General features: G+C 49.5%; 16 protein-coding genes. 15 read left to right on the top strand and 1 reads right to left on the bottom strand.

What is annotated here, in order from left to right; translation table 11 throughout:
• The first annotated feature begins 50 nt into the window (after nt 1-50).
• The 9 genes from ACR1R9_RS26175 to ACR1R9_RS26135 all read left to right on the top strand — a co-directional run bounded on the left by ACR1R9_RS26175 (nt 51) and on the right by ACR1R9_RS26135 (nt 13,542).
• The gene (locus ACR1R9_RS26175) at nt 51-1,688 is read left to right on the top strand and encodes an ABC transporter substrate-binding protein (protein WP_433922328.1); all 1,638 of its coding nucleotides are present in this window, start codon (nt 51-53) and stop codon (nt 1,686-1,688) included.
• Between the two features lie 196 nt (nt 1,689-1,884).
• Nucleotides 1,885-4,107 carry a helix-turn-helix domain-containing protein gene (locus tag ACR1R9_RS26170; protein ID WP_433948862.1) on the top strand — a complete coding sequence of 741 codons (2,223 nt, stop codon included), beginning with the start codon at nt 1,885-1,887 and terminating at the stop codon, nt 4,105-4,107.
• 44 nt (nt 4,108-4,151) lie between these two features.
• Nucleotides 4,152-6,464: a glycoside hydrolase family 3 N-terminal domain-containing protein gene (locus ACR1R9_RS26165; RefSeq protein ID WP_433948863.1), complete on the top strand. Its 2,313-nt coding sequence runs from the start codon at nt 4,152-4,154 to the stop codon at nt 6,462-6,464.
• Nucleotides 6,461-9,562: an alpha-mannosidase gene (locus ACR1R9_RS26160; RefSeq protein WP_433922331.1), complete on the top strand. Its 3,102-nt coding sequence runs from the start codon at nt 6,461-6,463 to the stop codon at nt 9,560-9,562. Before ACR1R9_RS26165 ends, ACR1R9_RS26160 begins: the two co-directional genes overlap by 4 nt.
• Nucleotides 9,563-9,701: 139 nt before the next feature.
• Nucleotides 9,702-10,577, top strand: coding sequence for a sugar phosphate isomerase/epimerase family protein (locus ACR1R9_RS26155; protein WP_433922332.1), 876 nt, complete (start codon nt 9,702-9,704; stop codon nt 10,575-10,577).
• A gap of 12 nt (nt 10,578-10,589) precedes the next feature.
• Nucleotides 10,590-11,462 (top strand): sugar phosphate isomerase/epimerase family protein, encoded by an 873-nt coding sequence (locus ACR1R9_RS26150; protein ID WP_090905072.1) that lies wholly within the window; start codon nt 10,590-10,592, stop codon nt 11,460-11,462.
• 213 nt (nt 11,463-11,675) lie between these two features.
• The gene (locus tag ACR1R9_RS26145; RefSeq protein WP_433922333.1) at nt 11,676-12,467 is read left to right on the top strand and encodes a carbohydrate-binding protein; all 792 of its coding nucleotides are present in this window, start codon (nt 11,676-11,678) and stop codon (nt 12,465-12,467) included.
• 117 nt (nt 12,468-12,584) lie between these two features.
• Nucleotides 12,585-12,812, top strand: coding sequence for a hypothetical protein (locus ACR1R9_RS26140; protein ID WP_053782996.1), 228 nt, complete (start codon nt 12,585-12,587; stop codon nt 12,810-12,812).
• Nucleotides 12,813-13,110: 298 nt separating this feature from the next.
• Nucleotides 13,111-13,542 (top strand): VOC family protein, encoded by a 432-nt coding sequence (locus ACR1R9_RS26135; RefSeq protein WP_076291950.1) that lies wholly within the window; start codon nt 13,111-13,113, stop codon nt 13,540-13,542.
• A gap of 116 nt (nt 13,543-13,658) precedes the next feature.
• Here the strand turns inward: ACR1R9_RS26135 and ACR1R9_RS26130 are convergent, their stop codons facing one another.
• On the bottom strand, nt 13,659-14,537 hold the full coding sequence (locus ACR1R9_RS26130) for a hypothetical protein (protein WP_076291949.1): 879 nt from the start codon (nt 14,535-14,537) through the stop codon (nt 13,659-13,661).
• A 373-nt stretch (nt 14,538-14,910) separates the two neighbouring features.
• Between ACR1R9_RS26130 and ytxJ the strand changes: the two genes are divergently transcribed.
• The 6 genes from ytxJ to ACR1R9_RS26100 all read left to right on the top strand — a co-directional run bounded on the left by ytxJ (nt 14,911) and on the right by ACR1R9_RS26100 (nt 23,030).
• A complete protein-coding gene (ytxJ, locus tag ACR1R9_RS26125; protein ID WP_175380905.1) occupies nt 14,911-15,450 on the top strand; it encodes a bacillithiol system redox-active protein YtxJ in 540 nt (179 codons plus the stop codon).
• 293 nt (nt 15,451-15,743) lie between these two features.
• A complete protein-coding gene (locus ACR1R9_RS26120; RefSeq protein WP_072735816.1) occupies nt 15,744-15,821 on the top strand; it encodes a potassium-transporting ATPase subunit F in 78 nt (25 codons plus the stop codon).
• A gap of 63 nt (nt 15,822-15,884) precedes the next feature.
• A complete protein-coding gene (kdpA, locus tag ACR1R9_RS26115) occupies nt 15,885-17,564 on the top strand; it encodes a potassium-transporting ATPase subunit KdpA (RefSeq protein ID WP_433922334.1) in 1,680 nt (559 codons plus the stop codon).
• Between the two features lie 67 nt (nt 17,565-17,631).
• Complete coding sequence (gene kdpB / locus ACR1R9_RS26110) at nt 17,632-19,776, top strand: potassium-transporting ATPase subunit KdpB (RefSeq protein WP_433922335.1); 2,145 nt, start codon at nt 17,632-17,634, stop codon at nt 19,774-19,776.
• Between the two features lie 225 nt (nt 19,777-20,001).
• The gene (gene kdpC, locus ACR1R9_RS26105) at nt 20,002-20,562 is read left to right on the top strand and encodes a potassium-transporting ATPase subunit KdpC (protein WP_433922336.1); all 561 of its coding nucleotides are present in this window, start codon (nt 20,002-20,004) and stop codon (nt 20,560-20,562) included.
• 128 nt (nt 20,563-20,690) lie between these two features.
• A complete protein-coding gene (locus ACR1R9_RS26100) occupies nt 20,691-23,030 on the top strand; it encodes a histidine kinase (RefSeq protein WP_076291946.1) in 2,340 nt (779 codons plus the stop codon).
• Nucleotides 23,031-23,038 lie beyond the last annotated feature (8 nt).

The raw sequence follows: 23,038 nt of genomic DNA, 5'->3' as shown, positions 1-23,038 counted from the left end.
AGTACGTAATCAGAATGTTATGCCGTTTTCAACAAAAAGGAGGAGTCAGATTGAAAAAATCTTGGATTTCGATGTTGTTTCTGGTCTTTGCTTCGATGGCTTTGTTGTCCGCATGTGGTTCATCCGAGGATGCGGGTACAGGGAGCGACGGTAGCGGGGAGAGCGGTGGCCCGGTAACGATGACCTTCTTTGCCCCACAAGGTAAAGCGTCCATGGAAGAAAATGAGTTCACCAAATTTATCGAAGACAAGTTCGATGTTACCCTGAAATGGGATCTGGCCCCGACGGACGCTCTGCAAGACCGCAGACAGTTGCTGCTGGCGAGTGGGGATTATCCTGAAGTGTTCCTCCATGGCAAGTTCACGACCTCAGACCTTCAAACGTACGGAAAACAGGGCGTGTTCCTCCCGCTGCAGGATCTGATCAAGCAGTACGGTCCGAATCTGACCAAGATGATGGAGGAGAAGCCGTACTTCAAAGAAGCGGTAACTGCGCCGGATGGCAACATCTACGCTCTGCCGATTTTCAATGAATGTTACCACTGTACGTATGCTCAGAAATACTGGATTAACACCGAGTGGCTGGACAATCTGGGTCTCAAAATGCCTACCACGACCGATGAACTTTACACGGTTCTGAAGACATTCAAGGAACAAGACCCGAATGGCAACGGCAAAGCCGATGAGATTCCACTCACCGGTGCACCCAACAAGTACGTATGGAATGGCAACATCGATGCCTATTTGATGAACAGCTTTATCTATAATGACAACGATAAATATCTGATTGTGAATGATGGAAAGGTTGACTTTGCAGCGAACAAGGAAGAGTGGAAAAAAGGGCTGGAGTACATGCATAAGCTGTATTCAGAAGGCCTGATTGATCCGGCTTCCTTCACACAGAACGATCAGGCAATCGGGCAGTTGGGTAACAAGGAAGGGGATGAGGTGGTCGGCTCTATAACGACAGCGCTGGTCAGCTACCTCGTGAACACGTATGACAAAGATATCACCCGCCACCAGCACTGGGACATCGTGCCTCCACTGAAAGGGCCGGATGGTGTGCAGACGACAGGCGCTACGCAAAGCGTAGGTGAGTTCGAGTTCGCCATCACCAATAAAGCGACCGAAGCACAACAGATCGCAGCGATCAAAATTGTAGATTACATGTTCAGTGAAGAAGGTGCCCTGTATGCAGAGTACGGTCCGACAGAAGGAAAGGGCTGGAAGAAGGCGGATGCCGATGAGAAAAACATCAATGGTGAGCCTGCCAAATACAGCTACTATAACCTGCCTGAGCGTGACCCAAATGTTGTAGTCAACGAGAGTTGGTCACAGATCGGAGCACATGACTTGTCCAATACGTTCCGCAATCTGTTTGCAGAAGGTCAGAATCCACTGGAAGCGGAGGGTTACGGTACACGTCTGGCGCAAGCAACCAATGTATATGAACCTTATGCGCCAAAAGAAGTCTATCCTGCGAACGTATTTATCCGTCCTGAAGATACAGAAACCGCTGCGCAGCTCACGACGGCCGTTAAGGATTACGTGATGACCAATATGGCTCAATTCATTATCGGCAGCAAGAGCATCGATAAGGAATGGGACGCGTACGTAAAAGGTTTTGATGGTCTGGGACTCAGCAATTACCTTGAGATTTACCAGCGTGCGATTGAGAAGAATCAATAAAGATTAATGGTTTCATGAATGAGGCTGTCCCGATGTCAACACAGAAATCGGGATGGTCTTCTCCTTTTGACAACCCCACTTCATCCGATATAATTTACTGAATATTTATGGAAAATTAGCGACCAGATTGGCGCGGTTGTCATTCCAGCTTATGCAAAATGCTTATACGTATAAACAGTGGTGGGGGGCCTCGGAGATGAACAACAGTTGGTTTAGACGTTTGCTGCTATCGTATTTGCCTGTTTTTTTTATCGTGACCACAATCCTGTTTATCATTTTCTTTCAGGTATTCAATGAACAGAACCGGAGAGAAGCACTCAAGGCCAATGAATTTCTGGCTTCACAGGTAACGCAATATTTGGACAATTCACTACGTTCCATCGACTTCAAGGTGCTGCGTGATATTTTGACCAATCCCAACCTGAAAAATTATTATTCGGTAACCGGAAGCGAGGATGTGTATGCCGGAATTCAAGCAGTCCAGGTTATTGATGAATTAAAAATAGAGTATCCGCTGATTGATTCCATATATCTGGTGAGATACAACGACGATACGGTATTCAGCAACGGCAAGGCGGTGCCGATTGAGGAATTCCCGGATGCAGCGTTTATTAAAGACAGTCGTGCTGCGGCAACGCAAAAGTGGGTGGGGGCGAGATCCTTTAAGGCATTTCCAACCGAGGAAGGAAAACAGGTCATTACACTCATTCGCGGTGTCGGAAACGGCACGGGCCTTGTCGTTGTTAACGTCGATCTGCCGACCTTGCAGAAATCCATCATGCAGATGTATGACCCTGAGTTCACCTTCGTGAATATCTTCAATCGCTCGGGTGGCAATCTGTGGGACGGAGCAATGCAGGGTGGAATTACAGCAGTTTCTCCCAAAACAGACTCAGGTGAAGTGTTCTCCGAGTTTACATCCAGCTACAGTGGCTGGAAGGTACAGACGGGGCTGAACAATGGCAAGATCGTCAAATTTGCCCTGAAGTTTTATAATATCTGGTTTGTTTTTGCTGTTGCCGTTGTCCTGATTGGTGTGGTGTGGGTGATCTATGTGACACGTAGAAATTACAAGCCCATCCAGCAGATTGTCACGTTGATTGAGACGGTGGCTTCGCAGAAACAGCCAGGGGCGGGTTATACGAAGGATAACGAGTTTCGTTTTATCCAGACTACGCTGGAGCGAATGATTGATCAAACCAAGCAATATCAGGAGGAGCATGAAGAGAACCTGATTTTGCAGAAGAAATACTTCTTTCAGGAGCTGCTGGAGGGTACGCGGGACTTTACCGGCAATGAACTGACAGCGGAGATGAGCAGGTTCAAGCTCCCGCAGTTAGAGGATCGATGGGCTGTAATGGTGGTGGAGATCGATCAGTATTCCCGATTCATGGAGGAGTACCACAATCAGGATCAATCCCTTCTGAAATTCGTGTTATCCAGCATTCTACAGGAGAGTGCAAGGCACGAGGGCACCGAAGTGTGGGCTGAGTGGATATCGGATCAGCGTCTGTATGCCATACTCTGGATTCCCGAAATGGAGAAAGGTGAGGAGACCGAGCAGAGACTGCTCTCCGGTTATCTTGACAGGGTTGGGCAGTATTTGAACTTCACCGTAACCATCGGTATTGGAAGAGTCGCAGTAGATGTCCGTGGTCTGAGAGCTTCGCTGAAGGAGGCGGTGCATGCCTTGGAATACAAGGCTGTGCTCGGCATGAATCGTATCATTCCATGTGGGGAGGTACCGAACTCAACGAATGATGTGTATGAATTCCTGAAGACGATCTCTTTGCTGGTACAGGCGATGCGACTCTCGGAAGATGTGTGGGAGAAGCATTTTGACCGCTTATTCGAACAGATCCATGAATCCGTGCTCTCCCGCCAGGAGATTATGAATACGGTCCAATTGCTGTTCCAGCACTATAACCGGGAGTTCGCAGAACTTCCACGAGAGTATCAGGAGCGATGGGCATCTGTATTTACACCACTTCTTCCTAGGTTGGAAGGTTGGGAGACGTTGGATGATTTACGCGCGCTGTGCTGGGAAGGCTTCCGTGAGCTGGCTGATGAGATGCAGACGCTTCATTGCTCCAGAAAACATCGATCTCATATTCTTGAAATTCGCAAGTATATTGAACAGAACTACAACAACCCCGACCTGTCACTAAATTATCTAAGTGATCTATTTGATATCAATCCGAAATATTTAAGCAAGCTATTTAAGGACGAGATTGGTGAGAAGTTCGTGGATCTTCTGATTAGTCACCGTATTGAGAAGGCGAAACAGCTCATGCTGGAGACGGATAAGGCCATTCAGGAGATCAGTGAGGAAGTTGGGTATACGAATTACAATTCCTTCAATCGGGCGTTCAAGAATGTGGTGGGTGTTGCGCCTAGCGACTACCGAAAAGCCATGTGAGCCCATGCACCAGACTAAGCCGAACTCATAAGGAGAATATGCATATGGACTATAAAGATGCTTCGCTTTCCGTTCAGGAGCGGACCCAAGATCTGCTCGGGCGGATGACCACGGAGGAGAAGATAGGGCAGCTGATCCAGCCGATGGGGTGGAAGACTTATGTTAAGGAAGCAGATGGTACGGTTCAGGTTACGGATGAGTTTAAAAAGGACATCGTAGAGGGCGGGATTGGGTCTTTATATGGAACACTTCGTGCTGATCCCTGGACGGAAGTGACGCTGGAGACTGGCCTGACGCCTAGGCAGGGAGCTGTTGCCATCAATGAAATTCAGCGGTATGCCATGGAGAACTCTCGGCTGGGCATTCCCATTTTGTTCGGGGAAGAGTGTTCTCACGGGCATATGGCCATTGGGGCAACTGTATTCCCGGTGCCGTTAGCAGTAGGAAGTGCTTGGAACACGGAATTGTACCGCAAGATGTGTGAAGCGATTGCTGTGGAGACTCGGAGCCAGGGAGGAGCGGCAACATATTCGCCTGTGCTTGATGTAGTACGGGACCCGAGATGGGGACGGACGGAAGAATGTTTTGCCGAAGATCCATACCTGATCGGTGAATTGGCGGTTGAAGCGATAAAAGGTTTACAGGGTGACCGGCTCGATTCTAATCGGACGATTGTGGCGACACTCAAACATTTTGCAGCCTATGGCAGCTCGGAGGGTGGGCGCAATGCTGCTCCGGTGCATATGGGACTGCGAGAGCTGCACGAGGTGGATCTGCTGCCGTTCAAGAAAGCAGTGAGAGCCGGAGCGTGTTCTGTCATGACAGCGTATAACGAGATCGATGGTGTGCCTTGTACGTCGAGTTCGTATCTGCTGAATGATCTCCTGCGCGAGCAATGGGGGTTTAACGGATTTGTCATTACTGACTTTGGTGCAATTCAGATGCTTGTCAATGGACACAACACCGCGGAGAACGGGGAGCAGGCCGTCGCTCAGTCGCTTAAGGCAGGGGTGGACATGGAAATGTCCGGGTACATGTACCGCAAGCATCTCGGGCAGGCCCTGTCGCAAGGATTGATTGAACAGAAGGATCTGGATACGGCGGTAATGCGGGTGCTGGATATGAAGTTCAGACTGGGCTTATTCGAACAACCTTTCGTTGATCCTGACTTTGCTGAGCGGGTGATCGGATGTGAAGAACATATTCAGCTGGCGAGAAAAGTCGCGCAGGAGGGAATCATTTTACTCAAAAATGAAGACAACACCCTTCCGCTCGGTAAAACAGGTACAAAACTGGCGGTCATTGGACCGAATGCGAACCACGTCTACAACCAGCTTGGCGACTACACCTCGCCGCAGCCGAGAGGACAGATCGTTACGGTGCTGGATGGAATTACGAGCAAGCTTGGTGCTGACACCGGAAAGGTGCTGTACGCACCGGGCTGCCGGATCAAAGGGGATTCCAGAGAGGGCTTTGCGCAAGCGCTCGCCTGTGCTGAAGAAGCAGATACTATCATTATGGTGATGGGAGGGTCAAGTAGCCGGGATTTTGGCGAGGGGACCATTGATCTGCGGACGGGTGCATCCGTTGTTACGGATGATCCATGGAACGATATGGAATGCGGTGAGGGGATAGACCGATCGTCTCTGAACCTGATGGGTGTTCAACTGGAACTGGTGCAAGAAGTACATAAGCTGGGGAAACCGGTTATTGTCGTATATATTAACGGACGGCCCATTGCCGAACCATGGATTGATGAGCATGCCCATGCCATTGTGGAAGCGTGGTACCCTGGGCAGGAGGGGGGCAACGCCATTGCAGATATTCTGTTCGGTGATGTGAATCCATCTGGTCGTCTTACCATCTCCATTCCCAAGCATGTAGGTCAGCTTCCGGTCAACTACAATGGCAAACGTACCCGCGGCAAGCGATATTTGGAGACCGATTTGGTACCACAATATCCATTCGGTTTTGGGCTTAGTTATACAGAATTCAAGTACGAGAATGTAAGAGTTGTACCCGAAGTGATTGGGCCAGACGATGAAGCAGAGGTGCAGGTGGAGGTCACAAATAAGGGAGCGGTTGCGGGAAATGAGGTTGTACAGCTGTATATTACGGACGTATCGGCTTCGGTCACCCGTTCCGAAATTTCACTGAAGGGATTTCGTAAAATCCATCTAGAGCCGGGACAGACCCAGACGGTGACGTTCCCTGTGCAAAAAGAACATCTAGAGCTGATCGATTCCCGTCTTCAGCCTGTTGTGGAGCCGGGTGAATTCAGACTAATGGTTGGCAGCAGTTCCAGAGACTGTACTGCTTGTAGTTTACACATCCAGAAGGTGGGGGTGGAGGTATGATTCGAATTCAGAGATTCATTCAGGATCTGACTCAGCAGCAATGGAGGGATACTATTGAACTTCCAGAGTGGCAGATGCAGAAAGCCAAGTATGTCCGGCCAGGGGAATATGAGTATGAACAGAAGAATGCGGCTGTTCAAAGCTTGAATCCACTCCATAGTAACCATGGAACGACTTATTTTCTGAGCAAAACCGTAGAGATTCCGGCCAATTGGGAGGAAGATGTGGTCGGATTGATCTTCGAGGCCAGGGGTGAGGGGCTGCTGAAGGTGAATGGCGTGCCTTATCACGGACTGGACCGCAATCATGGGTATGTACCGTTACCGAAGAGCCGTGTGGGAACTACGCCATTGCTGGAGATTGAGCTATTTGATCCCATACCAGAACCACATGACCCCTTGAATCGACAGGCGGTCATCCAGCCGCCAATTCAGGGCATTCGAGCCGCTTTGGTTCGTGTTAATTCGCCTTTACAGAGTCTAATGTATAGCATTACGGTACTTTTAGAATCACTCCGAGCATTACCGGAGAAAGACTTAAAGCGCACCCGTCTTATCCGGGATATTCATCAGGTGATGGATAAGATGTACAACGAGCCGGAGCGCTGGAGTGAAGCGGCGTGGGTGCAGCATTGGGAAGAATGGCTCGCACAGTCGGTGCAGGAGGAAGACCCGGAAGAGTATCGAGACGGATTCATGCATTTGGTTGGGCAATCCCATATCGACATTGCCTGGCTGTGGCCTGTGCGTGAGACTGTGCGCAAGTCCAGCCGCACCTTCTCCACGATGTGTACTTTGATGGATGAGTATCCGGAGTTCGTGTATTCGCAGAGTCAACCACAGCTGTATGCATTCGTGAGAGAGCACTATCCTGAGCTGTACGAACGAATCAAAACCCGAATTGCCGAAGGCCGCTGGGAACTGGTTGGTGGCATGTGGGTCGAGCCGGATCTGAATATTCCGAGTGGCGAGTCGCTTGTGCGTCAGATCCTGTACGGGCAGAACTTTTATCAGGAGGAATTCGGCAAGCGTTCAAACATCGAGTGGCTTCCTGACACGTTTGGCTACTGTGCTTCGCTGCCTCAACTGCTCAAGCTGGCTGACATTCCTTATTTTATGACCACCAAGCTCAATTGGAATGATACCAACGTTTTCCCGTATGATCTGTTCCATTGGGTAGGCATTGACGGCACCTCGGTGCTTGCGTATCTCAATCACGGAGTGAATGAGCATACCCGGCCCAAAGATGTCGATGAGCACTGGCAATCCTACAAGCAGAAGGATGTACACCCCGAGCAAATGCTGCTATATGGGCATGGCGATGGTGGAGGCGGGGTAACGAACGAGATGGTTGTGTTCGCAGAACGATCTCATTTCATGGTTGGGCAGCCCATTAGCAATTTCAGTACAGCAGGCGCGTTTTTCGAAGAGATTTCGAACAACAATCCTAAGCTGCCCAAATGGCATGGCGACTTATATCTGGAACTGCATCGTGGAACCTTTACAACTCATGCGCGCAACAAACGGAGCAATCGCAAAGCAGAGGTGTTGTATCGGGAAGCGGAAATTTGGGGGCAGTTTGCCGGAGTTGAAGCAGCACAGGCGAAAAGTGATCTGGATGAAGGCTGGAAGCTGATCATGCTGAATCAATTCCATGATATTATCCCGGGCACGTCCATTCCCGAAGTATACGTAACATCAATGGAAGAGTATAAGAAAGTATTCGCTCTGGGGACATCGGCTATGAATGGTACCCTTAGTAGTATTGAGGACCGCATTGCGACAGATGGCTTCGACGGTCTGCCCTATGTTGTATTTAATAGCCTAGGCTGGGAGAGGGGAGAAGTTGTTACGATTACAGGCGACGAGAAACTGAGCGGTATAGCAGCGTTTGACCATCGGGGTAATCGTCTGCCGAGTGACATGGAGGCAAATGGAGACGTGCTGACCTTGTCAGTCTATGTCCCATCCATTCCGGCCTTTGGATATGCCACGATATGGCTACGCCAGGCACCGGATGCCAATCTTCCTGCATTGAAACAGGATGAATCTTTTCCTTCTGTCTGGGAAACGGACTTTTACACGCTTGAATTTAACGATGTAGGAGAGATCATCAGATGGTATGACAAAACCAACCAACGGGAGTGGCTGAAACCGAGCGATAAAGCGAATGAGTTACAGTTTTTCCATGACAGGCCAACGTATTGGGATGCTTGGGATATGGATCCGCGGTTTGAATCGCAGCGTGCAGGAGTGGCAGAGCTGATTTCCAGAGAAGTAGTACAGCATGGAGTAACGCAGGATATCCTTCGGTTTCACTGGAAGTTAAACGAGTCGGAGATTCACCAGGATATTATCCTGTATCGTCATCAGCGACGTGTTGATTTCAAGACAAAGGTGAAATGGGCGGAGAGCCATAAGCTGCTTAAAGTGGCTTTTCCCGTTGATTTGGTATCAGCGAAAGTTGCCTATGAAATCCCGTTTGGTGCGCTGGAGCGCCCTACTCATAACAACACCAGTTGGGAGCAAGCCCAGTTTGAAGTGTGTGGTCACCGCTGGGCGGATATCTCCGAGGGTAACAGTGGTGTAAGCCTGCTGAACGATTGTAAATACGGATATGACATCAAGGATCAGATGATCCGTCTTTCCCTGCTCCGTGCTCCTAAATGGCCGGATGAACATGCTGACCAGGGTGAGCATGAATTCACGTATTCCCTGCTGCCGCATCAGGGAGATTGGCGGGAAGCGGGTGTGGTACGACGTGCGATGGAACTGAACCACCCGGTTCGGGTTGTTGCAAGTGAACGACACTCTGGCACATTGCCAGCAGAGCACAGCTGGGTTCAATTCCATAGTGAACATGTCATTCTGGATACAATCAAGGCTTCCGAGGATGGCACGGGAACGGTACTTCGTTTCTATGAATCATCTGGTGGAAGAGAAACAGTTCAGGTTCAATGGGCTGACGCGCGTATACAGACGTCTGTAGTCAATCTGTTGGAGGATGAAATCATGCCACTAGCTTGTCATGAAGGGAAGTTTGAGCTGACGTTCAAACCATATGAAATTCAAACGGTGAAGCTGGTTTCAAATGATTAGTCTCAGGAAACCGGATAAGAAATGATCGGAGAAAAAGGAGTGACCGGGTAGGGGTCGAAAATTGTATAGAGCATTCCGTTCATCATGAAGGCTCACCAGGAATGAAAAATCAAATACCGATTTAACGGGAGGGTATGGCATGAAATTAACAAACAAGATTGGCGTTATCGTGGATAGCTTCGGTGTAGGTGTACGTGAAGGATTAAGCAAAGCGAAGGATGTAGGTGCAGAAGGCGTACAGATCTATGCAGTCCATGGAGAGATGGACCCCGAAAACCTTTCTCCGACAGCTCGCAAGGAGTTAAGAAGTTATATCGATTCTCTTGGTCTTGAAATTTCTGCCCTGGTTGGCGATTTGGGCGGTCACGGGTTCCAGGTCAAGGAAGATAATCCGTGGAAAGTAGAGAAGTCCAAGCGCATCGTGGATCTTGCTCTGGATCTAGGTACAAATATCGTCACAACACATATCGGTATTGTTCCGCACGATCCCTCCTCCGAAGTGTATGCCACACTGCATGCCGCATGTGAGGAACTGGGCCAATATGCCAAAAGCGCAGGAGCCTACTTCGCGATTGAGACGGGACCGGAAACGGCAGCAGACCTGAAAGGGTTTCTGGATACCCTGTCGACTAACGGGGTTTCGGTGAATTTTGACCCGGCAAACATGGTGATGGTTACCGGAGATGACCCTGCACGAGGTGTTCATCTGCTCAAGGATTATATTGTGCATACCCATGTGAAAGATGGTCTGCGCCTGAAGGAAGTAGACCCGAGGGACGTATACGGTGCAGTGGGATATGCCCCTATGGATCATGAGAAAATTGCCGAAATGGTCTCTTCCGGAACGTTCTTCCGTGAGGTACCGCTGGGCGAGGGCAGTGTGGATTTTGACGCATACTTTGCAGCCCTCCGGGATATTGGCTATAAAGGTTATCTGACGATTGAACGCGAGGTAGGCGACCAGCCAGAACAGGACATTCGCAAAGCGGTTAAATTTATCCAACAATACCGATAGGGAGCTGAGCAGATGAAAGTGGGCCTGAGTACGTATAGCTTGTTGAACGATCTGAATTCGGGTGAAATGACGGTTCTGGATATCATCGACTGGATTGCTGCAAATGGTGGAGAGCATATGGAGATGGTTCCGTATGGCTACACCGTGGAGGATAATCCTGATCTCGCCGACGCCATTCGGGAGCGAGCTGCTTCTGCGGGTATTGAGCTGTCCAACTATTCGATGCCTGCGAATTTCGTGCAGGAGACGGAAGAAGCTTTTGAAGAAGAGATAGCTCGGGTCAAAAGACATGTCGATGTTGTACACCGGATGGGTGTAAAGCATATGCGTCATGACGTAACGGCGTTTACTTTGCCTAAAGAGAAAATGACCATTGCCTGGTTTGAGGAACATTTGCCGCTGATGGTGAAGGGAAGCCAGATCATTGCTGATTATGCTGCACAGTTTGGCATTACAACAACCATTGAGAATCACGGCTTCAGTGTGCAGGCCAGTGACCGTGTGCAGCGTGTGCTTCATGCCGTAGATCGTCCCAACTTCAAAACGACACTCGATATCGGCAACTTCATGTGCGTGGATGAGAATCCGATTATCGGGGTCATGAAAAATCTGCCGTACGCTTCTCTGGTTCACTTCAAGGACTTTTATTTCCGCCCTTATGATGAGCATCCGGGTGAAGGGGAATGGTTCACAACCGCTTACGGCAACTTCCTGCGCGGTGCCATTGTGGGGCAAGGGGATATTCCAATCCGCAAAATTGTTAGGCTGATTAAAGACTCCGGTTATGATGGTAACATTACGATTGAGTTTGAGGGCATGGAGGAATGTAAATCTGCATCCAAAATCGCCATGAGCAACCTGCGCCGCTTCTGGGAAGAGGCTTAAGACAATCATTTAGTTTTACATCGTGGGGCCACTTTAAGGAAGTGGCTCTTTTTGCACTTCTTATGTTGGGAAATATACTCGTCTTGTATTAAATAAGTCATTATTTAGGGGTGCTGAGTCCCGTGATTATGATAAAGTATAATAAAGAGAAGCGCTTTCATATTTTCGGATCAAGAAATTTTTAAATAATATCAATAGAAATGGAGCATGTAGATGACGAACTTATCGCTCGAAATTCAAAATGTGGACGGTGTGGTGCTCGAAACGCGGACGGACAGTGAACAAGTAAATCTTGTGTACAGACAGGCCTATGAATCAGGGGACAGCATCATTCTAAGAAGCTCTGATGTAAACGTATATCTGATCCTCCAGCTGGAGGATTCCATGAATCCGGCTTTCGTTTATTTAACAGGTGAGGAGTATCGTTATGCCATTCCTTTTGAAGAGAAACGAGTGTCTTATTCACCAAAGTCATTTACGGGTGACAGGCATGTTCTAAGTGCTCGGTTGGCTAAACGGGAAGAGATTGAGGCATATAAAAATGTAGCGCTGAATCCGTATGATCAGCATGGAAACGAAAGCTGTTTTCCCCATGCTTCCGCCAACGTGGAGACCCGTGGAGAGTCTGTATTTGCAGCACGTAACGCCATCAATGGCAACAGCGCCAATGATTCACATGGCGAGTGGCCATACGAATCTTGGGGGATCAACCAGCGGGCTGATGCTGCCATTACAGTCAACTTTGGACGTACGGTGTCTATCGACAAAGTAGTCCTGACCTTGCGTGCAGATTTTCCCCACGATAATTTCTGGGAGCGGGTTACTCTTACCTTTTCCGATGGCAGCTCCGAGCAGGCCAGTTTGATCCAAACTCATAAACCACAAACGATCGAAATTCAGTCGAAGGACGTGGAATGGGTAACGTTAAGCGAACTGATCAAGTCGTCAGATCCCTCTCCATTCCCAGCATTAAGTCAGTTCGAGGTGTTTGGTCGTGAAGCCTAATTTACTAACATTAATTGGTTCTCCATAAGGATTAAGTTACGATCATCACAAGTATGATATAATGGATCTATTCAGCCTGGAAAATGACTGGCTATGGATAGGGGAGATCACTGATCTATGCAGGTATTTGAGGACTGGAACCAGAAAGTGAAAAAAACGTTTAATGCTACGAATCCCGAGGTTGTATTGACGGTATCTGAAGCAGGGAGTTTGCTCGGTCTGACCAAAGATCAGATGAAACTTTATGTAGACAAGAATAAACTAACTAAGGTCCCGATCATGAGAAGTGTTCACCGATACCTCTTGTTGAAAAGTGAAATAGATAGCATCGTAAAAACGCGCTAACCTCATAGGATCGACCGCAGCCATTTTACCGACAGGATTCGGGAGAGTGGTTTTTTTTTGCGAAGACACCGAGGATAAAATAAGGATTACAGGACAATCCTACCAATGGATGAACTTTGGGAACCCGTACCACTGGGAGTTAAATGAAGAGTGGTCAGAGCCTCTTTGGAGAGGGGAGCTTGTTCTTAGAGGAGCTTGTGGAAATACCTTCTTGTCAATGGACAACCTATTCGTATATACTCATGTCGCAAGTGACAGGAATGGTTCAATTACATGATATCAAGGAGATGAAGCACGAATGGCGATTAGCTTGAATGTGTATCTTGTAACGGATGGTAACGGACGTGAAGCAGTGGAATTTTATAAAAAGGCATTTGGAGCGGAAGTGCTGGCTCTCCAGACATTTGGCGATGGTCCTTCCAACCCTGACCACCCCGTACCACCCGAAGCGAAAGACCGTATCATGCATGCTTCCTTGCAGATTGGAAGTTCTGTATTGATGTTATCCGATACATTCCCTGGTATGCCTTATATTGTGGGTAATCATGTGAATGTCACGGTGAACACAGATACTGCCGATGAAGCCAAAGCGATTTTCAATCAGCTGCAAGACGGTGGCGAAGTGAAAATGCCGATCCAGGAAACATTTTGGAGTCCAGCCTACGGTATGGTTATCGATAAATTTGGCGTTCAGTTCCAGATCAGCTGTGTCGCAGCTAACCATCAGTAAATTGAGAGTAGTGTCTCTGCCATATAGGTAAAGCAAAAAAACCTCCAAGACATGAGCAACGTGTCTGGAGGTTTTTTGTGACTCCTGCAAGGAGTATATACTTGCTAATCTGAAAATTAGACCTCTTTCTGAATTTTGGATGGGTTATTGATCTTGTAAGGAACAGGATTTCTGGTCAGTTTCTTCTTGATAATCTTTGCTTCAAAAGTAAGCACATCACCAACCTCAAGCTCCTGCTTCTTGATCGTGGCACTGTGACTGGACCAGGCTTCGCCAACGTCGATAACTTCGGGCTCGGTGATCGTAACGGCTTCATAGATAATGACTTCATCATCATTGTCGGAGAAGTGGTTCGGCACGGTCGTAAATTCCTTTACAACAGCGGACATTTTCACTTTACCCTCCGGCAGATCAATCTTGATCGATTTGGCTTTACCTGCGGTTTTTGCCTTTGGTTTAGCAGCGCTGCTTGTGGCCCCGTTTGCGGGTCCAACATACTCTTCCACCAGACCATCAGGGTCGCCTTTTAGTTCGGAGGAGGTATCATCGTCATCCGTGTCCACATCCAGTTCGGAATCAAAGTCACTCATACCGGATGGAATCTTATCCGAATAGGCAGCAACAGGATCTTGTGCAGCATCAGAGCTAGGGATCTCTTCTAAGTTGGTTGTAACGACTGGTTCATTAGATTTGTCTTTTGCCGTGCCTGCTCCAACCGAACTTTTTACATTATAGCTGGACGCCTGCATTTCTTTCAGATAAGAAGGATGAATACAGTGTTTCTGATCATTGTCCAATTGAATGACTGCTGCCATATGATCGACAAAGCCAATGATGGTGCAAGGCATATTCAGCCCATTCCCTTTATAATAGAACGTTTTGACCTTCGTTGCTTTTTCCGAAAGTAAGCCCCATTCCTGGCACTTCTCAATCAACTCGTCTTCGTTCTCCAAAGCGGTATAATACTGCGGTTCGATCATAAAAGCATATGCCATAACGAATTTCCGCCTTTCCCATCAGTTCTTCATGTTCATCGTTGCCAAATTACACTCAGTGTATCACAAAAGTGGACCCTTCGATGAGGAATATAAAAGCGCCTGAATAGGCGCCTATGGTATAATTTTCGGTAGACAACGGGTGGGCATTACCACAATGAAGTCATAAACAAAAACCCACCGTTAAACCAGGTTGAACGCCTGTGGTGGGATTTGCTCTGCATCTGAACAGACGCGCGCCGTGAGAGGATTTTACCTCTCCATATTGTCTATTCTTATGTTACCATAGGCATTTTATACAGGCAAATGAGTGACTGTTCCTACATTAAAAGTTAATATTTTTTTATAAATATCTTCAAGGAGGATGATCTCCATGGGCACAAAAGTGAATCCTCAAACTCTATGGCTTGGGGTAGGTATTGCCATTGGAACGAGTATTGGTGTGGCAACAAACCAGATCGCCCTGGGGGTTGCCTTTGGTGTGGCATTGGGCGTCGTGGTTGGATCTGTCGTTAGCAAACGTGCAGGCTCGGGGCTGGATGATATGCTGAGTGAACATGTCAAGGAATTGTATAAGCAGGAGGAATGGGAAGAGGTACTTGAGCGGTCCCAGGATCATCCGGTGCTACTTCTGAAACACAGTACGACTTGTCCAGTCAGTGCGAGAGCATACAGGGAGTTTATGGCCTTTGTGGGCTCGAATGCATCAGATCCCGCACAAAAGATGGAGTACCGGATCGTCAAAGTCATCGAAAGCCGCTCGCTTTCCCGCCGCATTGCGGAAGATACCGAGGTTCACCATGAATCGCCTCAAGTCCTGCTGCTGGACGGTGGCCAAGTTATTCAACATACGTCACACGGGAAAATTACCCGGAAGAGACTGCTGCAATGGGCCCAGAATCCGTTTGGATAAAGGGCACCCAACATACATAGACCCGTTTCCTTCAGCTGATCGCTGAGGGGAACGGGTCTTTTTTACGCTTTTTTTACACCCTGGCGTGGATTTCTTTACCCCCTTTTTACAGCGTTTCGTATTACGATTTCATATGTAGAAGGTTGCAAGAACGGTAGAGAGAGGGAGGGGAGCACATGGTGAATGATGCCACGATAATTGGGCTGGTTGTGCTGTTGTTTGTGGTGTTCTGGGGATTTGTGAAATTTTGTGAGAAAGCATGAATGTATAGGGCGTGAAAGGGGAGAAGCCGTATGATCGTCATCGGCATGATTGTGCTCGCACTGGTAGTCTATCTTGGTTACGTGCTAGTGAGGCCGGAGAAATTCTGATGGTTGCTTGGGGCACGAAACCAGAAGCACTCGGATCGTCGATTTTAGGGAGGAAATGCGGATATGAGTAGCGGTTTATTACAAGTGGCGGTGACGCTGCTGATCATCATACTACTGGTGAAGCCAGTGGGGAGTTATCTGGTGAAGGTGTTTGACGGCAAACGAACAGGACTGGATCGGATATTTGGTGGGCCTGAGCGATTGCTGTATCGATTGATGGGGGTGAAGGAGAACGAGTCGATGGGTTGGAAAAAGTACCTGTCAGCCGTACTCATCTCAAACTTCGTCATGCTGTTATTGATGTTTCTGGTGCTGCGGCTGCAAAAGTATTTGCCGCTCAACCCGGATGGCATTGGCAATATGCCTGCGGCACAGGCCTTTAATACAGCTGCATCGTTCATGACCAACACGAACTGGCAGTCTTACACGGGCGAGAACGCACTGTCGTATCTATCACAGATGCTGGCCGTGACGTTTCCGATGTTCACCTCAGCGGCTACAGGCTTCGCGGTCGCTATTGCCTTCATTCGCGGCCTGGTAGGCCGCCGGGATGAACTGGGGAACTTCTACGTCGACGTGGTACGGTCGATTACGAGAATCTTTTTGCCGCTGAGCTTCATTGTGGCGTTGTTCCTCGTATTCCAGGGTGTGCCGCAGACACTGGCGGGAGCGGTGAATGCAACCACACTGGACGGGGCACAGCAGACGATTAGCCGCGGGTTGGTCGCTTCGCTGGAGTCGATCAAACACTTGGGTACCAATGGTGGAGGCTGGTTCGGAACCAATGCCGCGCATCCATTTGAGAACCCCACAGCGTTGTCAAACCTGGTGCATATCGTCTGCATGATGCTGCTTCCTACTGCGCTGGTTTACGCCTTCGGCATCATGGTGAACAACCGGAAGCAGGGCTGGACGCTGTTTGCGGCCATGAGTTTACTTTTCCTCGTAATGCTGACCACGGTATTTGTTTCGGAATATCGCGGTGTGCCGGCGCTGGATGTGGTGGGAATCCAAGGTAATATGGAAGGCAAGGAAGTCAGGTTTGGAGTATCCGAATCGGCGCTTTTCACAGCGGTGACTACAGCAGCTACAACCGGGTCAGTGAACAATATGCATGAGTCGCTCACCCCGCTTGGTGGCATGGTTGCACTGGCTGAGATGATGCTCAACAACGTATTCGGCGGTAAAGGAGTAGGTTTGCTCAACGGATTGCTCTATGTGATTCTGGCTGTGTTTATCTGTGGATTGATGGTTGGGCGAACTCCTGAATTTCTTGGTAAAAAAATTGAGGCTAAGGAAGTGAAGCTCGCATCTATCGCGCTGCTCGTTCATCCTTTGATTATTCTGGCTCCGACCGCGCTGGCGCTTATGCGCCCTGAATCTGTCGCTTCAATTTCGAATTCAGGCATGCATGGTCTGACCGAGGTGTTATATGCCTTTGCATCCGGGGCTGCCAATAATGGATCGGCGTTTGCCGGGCTGAATGCTAACACGGACTTTTACAACATCGCCATTGGTGTGGTAATGCTGCTTGGAAGATACATTTCCATGATCGCGATGCTCGCCATTGCCGGATCACTGGCCACCAAACGGGTTGCTCCCGTAACAACGGGTACACTGCGTACACACACGCCTCTTTTTGCAGGCATTCTGGTGATGATGATTGTGGTAGTTGGAGCGTTGACGTTCTTCCCATCACTGGCGCTTGGACCGATTGCAGAACATTTGGCGATGATCCGATGATGGACGGTACGGTGATCGGATATGGGAATAGGAGCAAGGACGTAAAGTACGGAGGTGGATTATCACAATGAATGTTGTAGAACGAAAGAAGGAGCAGACAGTGGAAGGATTAGACAGAGGCATCATCAGAACCCAGGTTAAAGGAACGAGAGGTTCGGGGACGGATCCCGGTACGCCCAAAAGAACCAAAACATTAAGTCGGGACATTCTGCTCCAGGCATCTCTGGATGCCTTCAAGAAGCTGAACCCGGTCGTCATGATCAAAAATCCGGTGATGTTTATCGTCGAAGTCGGCACACTCATCACATTGCTGTTATGTATCAATCCGGATTTCTTTGTTGCATCCGAAGCAGGGCGAGGGTACAACATCGCGGTATTTCTCATCCTGTTGTTCACGTTGCTGTTTGCTAACTTTGCTGAAGCACTGGCAGAGGGACGGGGTAAAGCTCAGGCAGATACGCTGCGCAAGACGAAATCGGACACCACTGCGAAGCTGGTACAGAAAGACGGAACCATCAAGCAAGTGTCTTCGACCCAGTTGAAAAAAGGAGATATCGTCCGTATAGAAGCAGGCGAACTGATTCCCACGGACGGTGAGATTATTGAAGGGCTGGCCTCTATCGACGAGTCCGCCATTACCGGGGAATCGGCTCCCGTAATCAAAGAGGCGGGCGGTGACTTTTCCTCCGTTACAGGAGGCACGCGGGTTACTTCCGACTATATCGTGATGCGTGTGCAGACTGATCCGGGGGAGTCATTCCTCGACCGGATGATCTCACTCGTTGAAGGTGCACAGCGCCAGAAAACGCCGAATGAAATTGCGCTGACCACACTGCTCGCCGTGTTGACGCTGATATTCCTGATCGTCATCATGACCATGGTGCCAATGGCGAATTATTTGGGCATCCGGCTTGATCTGGCTACCCTTATCGCGTTGCTTGTCTGTCTGATTCCGACGACGATCGGCGGGTTGTTATCCGCGATTGGTATTGCCGGGATGGACCGTGTCACGCAGTTCAACGTACTCGCCATGTCGGGTAAAGCGGTGGAAGCGGCAGGGGATATTGATACGCTGATTCTGGACAAAACCGGAACAATTACGTACGGCAACCGCATGGCCTCGGAGTTTATTCCCGTTCAGGGCGTATCTGCACAAGAGATGACCCGGGCTGCGCTGCAAGCTTCCGTAGTGGATGAGACACCAGAGGGACGCTCGGTCGTCGAATTGGCTGTTAAGCAGGGGGAGAACTGGGCGGAGACAGAATATGCAGATGCAGAACATGTGAACTTCACCGCAGAGACCCGCATGTCGGGTCTGAATCTAAGCGGTGGGAAGCAGATTCGCAAAGGTGCGGTGGATGCAATCAAACGCCATATTTCCTCCCGTGGAGGACGGATACCCGGCGATTTGGACGATATAGCTAACCGAATTGCAAAGGCTGGGGGTACACCGCTTGCTGTTGCGATTGATGACCAGATTTATGGTGTGATCTATCTGAAAGATACAGTGAAACCAGGGCTGAAAGAGAAGTTTGCGGAGATGCGAGCCATGGGTATCAAGACGATCATGTGTACAGGGGATAATCCCCTGACGGCGGCGACCATTGCGCTGGAAGCGGGCGTAGATGATTTTATTGCCGAGGCCAAGCCGGAAGACAAGATTACCGCGATCAAAAAAGAGCAGCAGGAGGGTAAGCTCGTCGCCATGACCGGCGACGGCACCAACGATGCTCCTGCTCTGGCGCAGGCCGATGTCGGCCTGGCGATGAATTCGGGCACCATGGCGGCCAAGGAAGCGGCCAACATGATCGATCTGGATTCTGACCCGACCAAGCTGTTGTCGGTGGTCTCCATTGGCAAGCAATTGCTCATTACCCGCGGTGCACTGACGACATTTTCGATATCCAATGATATTGCCAAGTATTTCGCCATCATTCCGGCCATGTTTATTCTGGCCATGCCGCAGCTTCAGGCACTCAATATTATGAATCTCGCTTCACCGCAGTCCGCGATTCTGTCAGCGCTGATCTTCAACGCCATCATTATTCCACTGCTAATCCCAATCGCCATGCGGGGTGTAAAGTATCGGGCCATGTCCGCGGAGCGGCTGCTTGGACGGAATGTGTTCATCTATGGCGTGGGCGGTGTAATCGTACCGTTTATCGGAATTAAGCTGATTGATCTAGTACTGTCGGGGCTTCATCTGGTATGAGGTTTTAACTCTAGTTTTGAATAATATTTACACGAAAACGTAGAGGGCAGAACAAAACTGGAGAAGCGTAGCGTTCGCCTTTATCCCCGGATTTTATCCCTTGGGAAAGGGAATCAAAAAAAATCTGGGGATAACAGCGATCGTAGGATGGTGCTGCAATCGGAGTGAACCAGTGTAACACGTATAGGTTGAGTTTTTACAATAACAAATCAGGATGTGATTCATATGAAACAGGTACTGCCCGCCATTCGGTTGTCTATCGTGCTTATGCTGATTTGCGGTATTATCTACCCGCTGGCTACAACTGGAGTGGCACAGCTGCTCTTCTCAAATCAGGCGAACGGCAGTCTGATCACACAAGGCGGGAAAACCATCGGTTCGTCGCTGCTGGCGCAGGAAGTAAAATCGCCGGGGCTGTTCCAGCCCCGGGCATCGAATGCCAATTATGATGGAACTGCTTCGGCAGGTTCCAATCGCGCTGTGGCCTCGGAGGCGTATATAGTTGAAATGAAGGAAAAGGTTGCTCAGCTCAAGCAAGAGAATCCGGGCTTGCAGCAAATTCCTGCAGATCTCGTGACAGGTTCCGGTTCCGGTCTTGACCCCGATCTGTCACCGGAAGCGGCAAAAGCACAGATTCCCCGGATTAGCCAGGCAACGGGCCTTGGTGAGCAAGAGCTTGCCAAGATCGTCGAGGAACATACACAAGGACGACAGCTGGGCATATTCGGCGAGCTGCGTGTGAATGTGACCGCTCTGAATCAAGCGTTGACGGCTGAGCTAAAATAACAGGCATTTTATTAGCTAATTCCACGGGGAATGTAGCTTTCCTTGGTTGTTCGTATCAGGCCTTCTTCCGAGCTTCGGAAGGGGCTTTCTCCATTTTAAGTAAAGGTTATGTTGGGGGAGTGAACAGGATGGAAGACAGCTTCAAGCGGAAGTCCCCGGAAGACATCTTGAAGATGATCACGAAGCTGCAGCAGGGCACCTTGAAGATATATATCGGTCCGGTCAGCGGTTCGGGCAAAACGTATCATATGCTTAGGGAAGGAAACACATTACGCCATCAGGGGATCGATGTGGTTATCTGCGCTGTGTCGACCATGCAAAGACCGGAGACCGTGGAGCAGCTGGGCGAGTTGGAGCGGATTCCAAGCATTCACTGGTCTCGCTGGAAGGATGGCATGGAAATGAAGGATTTGAATCTGGATGCCTTGCTGGCACGTAATCCGGAGGTTGTGCTCGTTGATGGGCTTGCTCATAGAAACCGAAAAGGGGCGCGTCATGCAACCCGACTGGAAGACATTCAGTATTTGCTGCGACACAACATCAGTGTCATTACAACGGTGAATGTGTATGAGCTGGAGGGATATACGGAGCTTGCACGCCAGCTAACGGGAATTGCAGCAGAGCATACCGTGCCTGCCGATACCCTTGAACTGGCCGATGAAGTGAAGCTGATCGATGTAACTCCTGAAACCGTATTAAGCCGCCTTGCCGAGGGACATCTTCGGGGACATGAAGGTGAAGCGGTGTTCCGACATGGCAATTTAGGCATTTTGCGTGAACTGGCTCTCCGACTTGTCGCGGAAGGGGTCAACGAATCACTGCGTGAGCACCGGGAAGAGATGGGAATTACGGTTACGACAGGCATCATGGAACGCATTTTGGTATCCACCCAATATCACTGGAACGGGTCCATCTATATTCGGCGGGGACAGCAGATTGCGAAGAGATTAAACGGAGATCTGCATGCCGTGACCTTTCGCAATATGAAGCAGCCACTAACCAAGGAAGCCACTGTTTTTCGTCGCAACATGATCAAACTGGTGGAGAAATTCGGAGGGCAGTTTGAGGAATTGCCTGTGTTACACCGCCGTAACATCCCATCTACACTTGCACGCTACGCAGTCCAGCATCAGATTACCCGCATTGTTATGGGACACTCACGACACAGTCGCTGGCAGGAGCTGTGGCGGGGATCATTTGTTAACTCCTTACTGCGCAGGATGCGGGGTGTCGATCTGTTTCTGCTCGCGGATCGGGCACAGCATGAGGGCGAGCGGGTACTTCCGACCCGATTGCCAGATACAGAGACGCCAACATATCGCAGGTTGAGTGAGCAGGAGATGAAGGCACAGATTGGTCAGATTCGGCGTGGCAAGTTCAAGGTATACATCGGTGCTGCGCCAGGTGTGGGAAAAACGTATATGATGCTCCGGGAAGGCAATGATCTGCTCCGTAAAGGCATCGATGTACGGATTGGTCTGCTGGAGACGCATAATCGGGTGGAGACGGTGGAACAGATCGGCCAATTATCCATCATTCCACGAGAGCAGCGGATGTACCAAGGGGTGCAGCTCGAGGAAATGGACACTGATGCCATTCTTCGTCTATGTCCTGAAGTGGTATTGGTGGATGAGCTCGCGCATACGAATGTCCCGGGAAGCACGCGGCAAAAGCGTTACGAAGATGTGCAGATCCTGTTGGATGCGGGCATCTCTGTCATCACTACCGTGAATGTACAGCATCTGGAAAGTCTGAACGATGCGGTGGAACATATTACGGGAATTAGAGTCCGAGAGACCGTGCCGGATCAGATTTTGCAAACGGCAGATGAGGTCCAGCTTATCGATGTGGCCCCCCAAGCCTTGCGGCAACGCATGCGGGAGGGTAAAATCTATGCAGCAGCCAAGGTGGAACAAGCGCTTGGTCATTTTTTTCGCATTGGTAATCTGATTGCCTTACGGGAACTTGCCCTGCGGGAATTGGCCGATGATGTGGATGAACGCCTTGAATCACAGGAGCGCAAAAGTGCACTTCGCGGTCCCTGGCGCAGACAGGAGGCGGTCTTTGTCTGCGTAAGCAGTGATGAGCATGCGGAGCGGCTGATTCGCCGCGGATTTCGTACAGCCTACCGGTTAAAGGCGGTCTGGCATGTGCACCATGTTCATGTAGGTCAAGTTATGAATAACGAAGTGAAATGCCAGTTGGAGGAGCTGGAGCAGCTGACCGTTCGACTGGGCGGCAAATTTCATATTCATCATAGCCAGAGGCTGCGAGATGTACCTGGTATTTTGGCGGGTAAAGCTTCTGAGGAAAAAGCAACGCAGTTGGTGGTTGGTCAAGCGAAACGGGTCTGGTGGCTGAACGGCTATCGTGGAAAGGGAACGGTGGTCAGCAGGCTGGTGCGGTTATCCAGACATATGGACGTATTGATCGTTGCGGACTACGATTATGATCTGAGCGGGATGTGAGATGTGCT

The organism is Paenibacillus taichungensis, from assembly GCF_050994985.1.
Classification (GTDB): domain Bacteria; phylum Bacillota; class Bacilli; order Paenibacillales; family Paenibacillaceae; genus Paenibacillus; species Paenibacillus taichungensis.
Note: the sequence above shows the minus strand (reverse complement) of the source record. Positions and strands in the feature narration are given on the sequence as shown.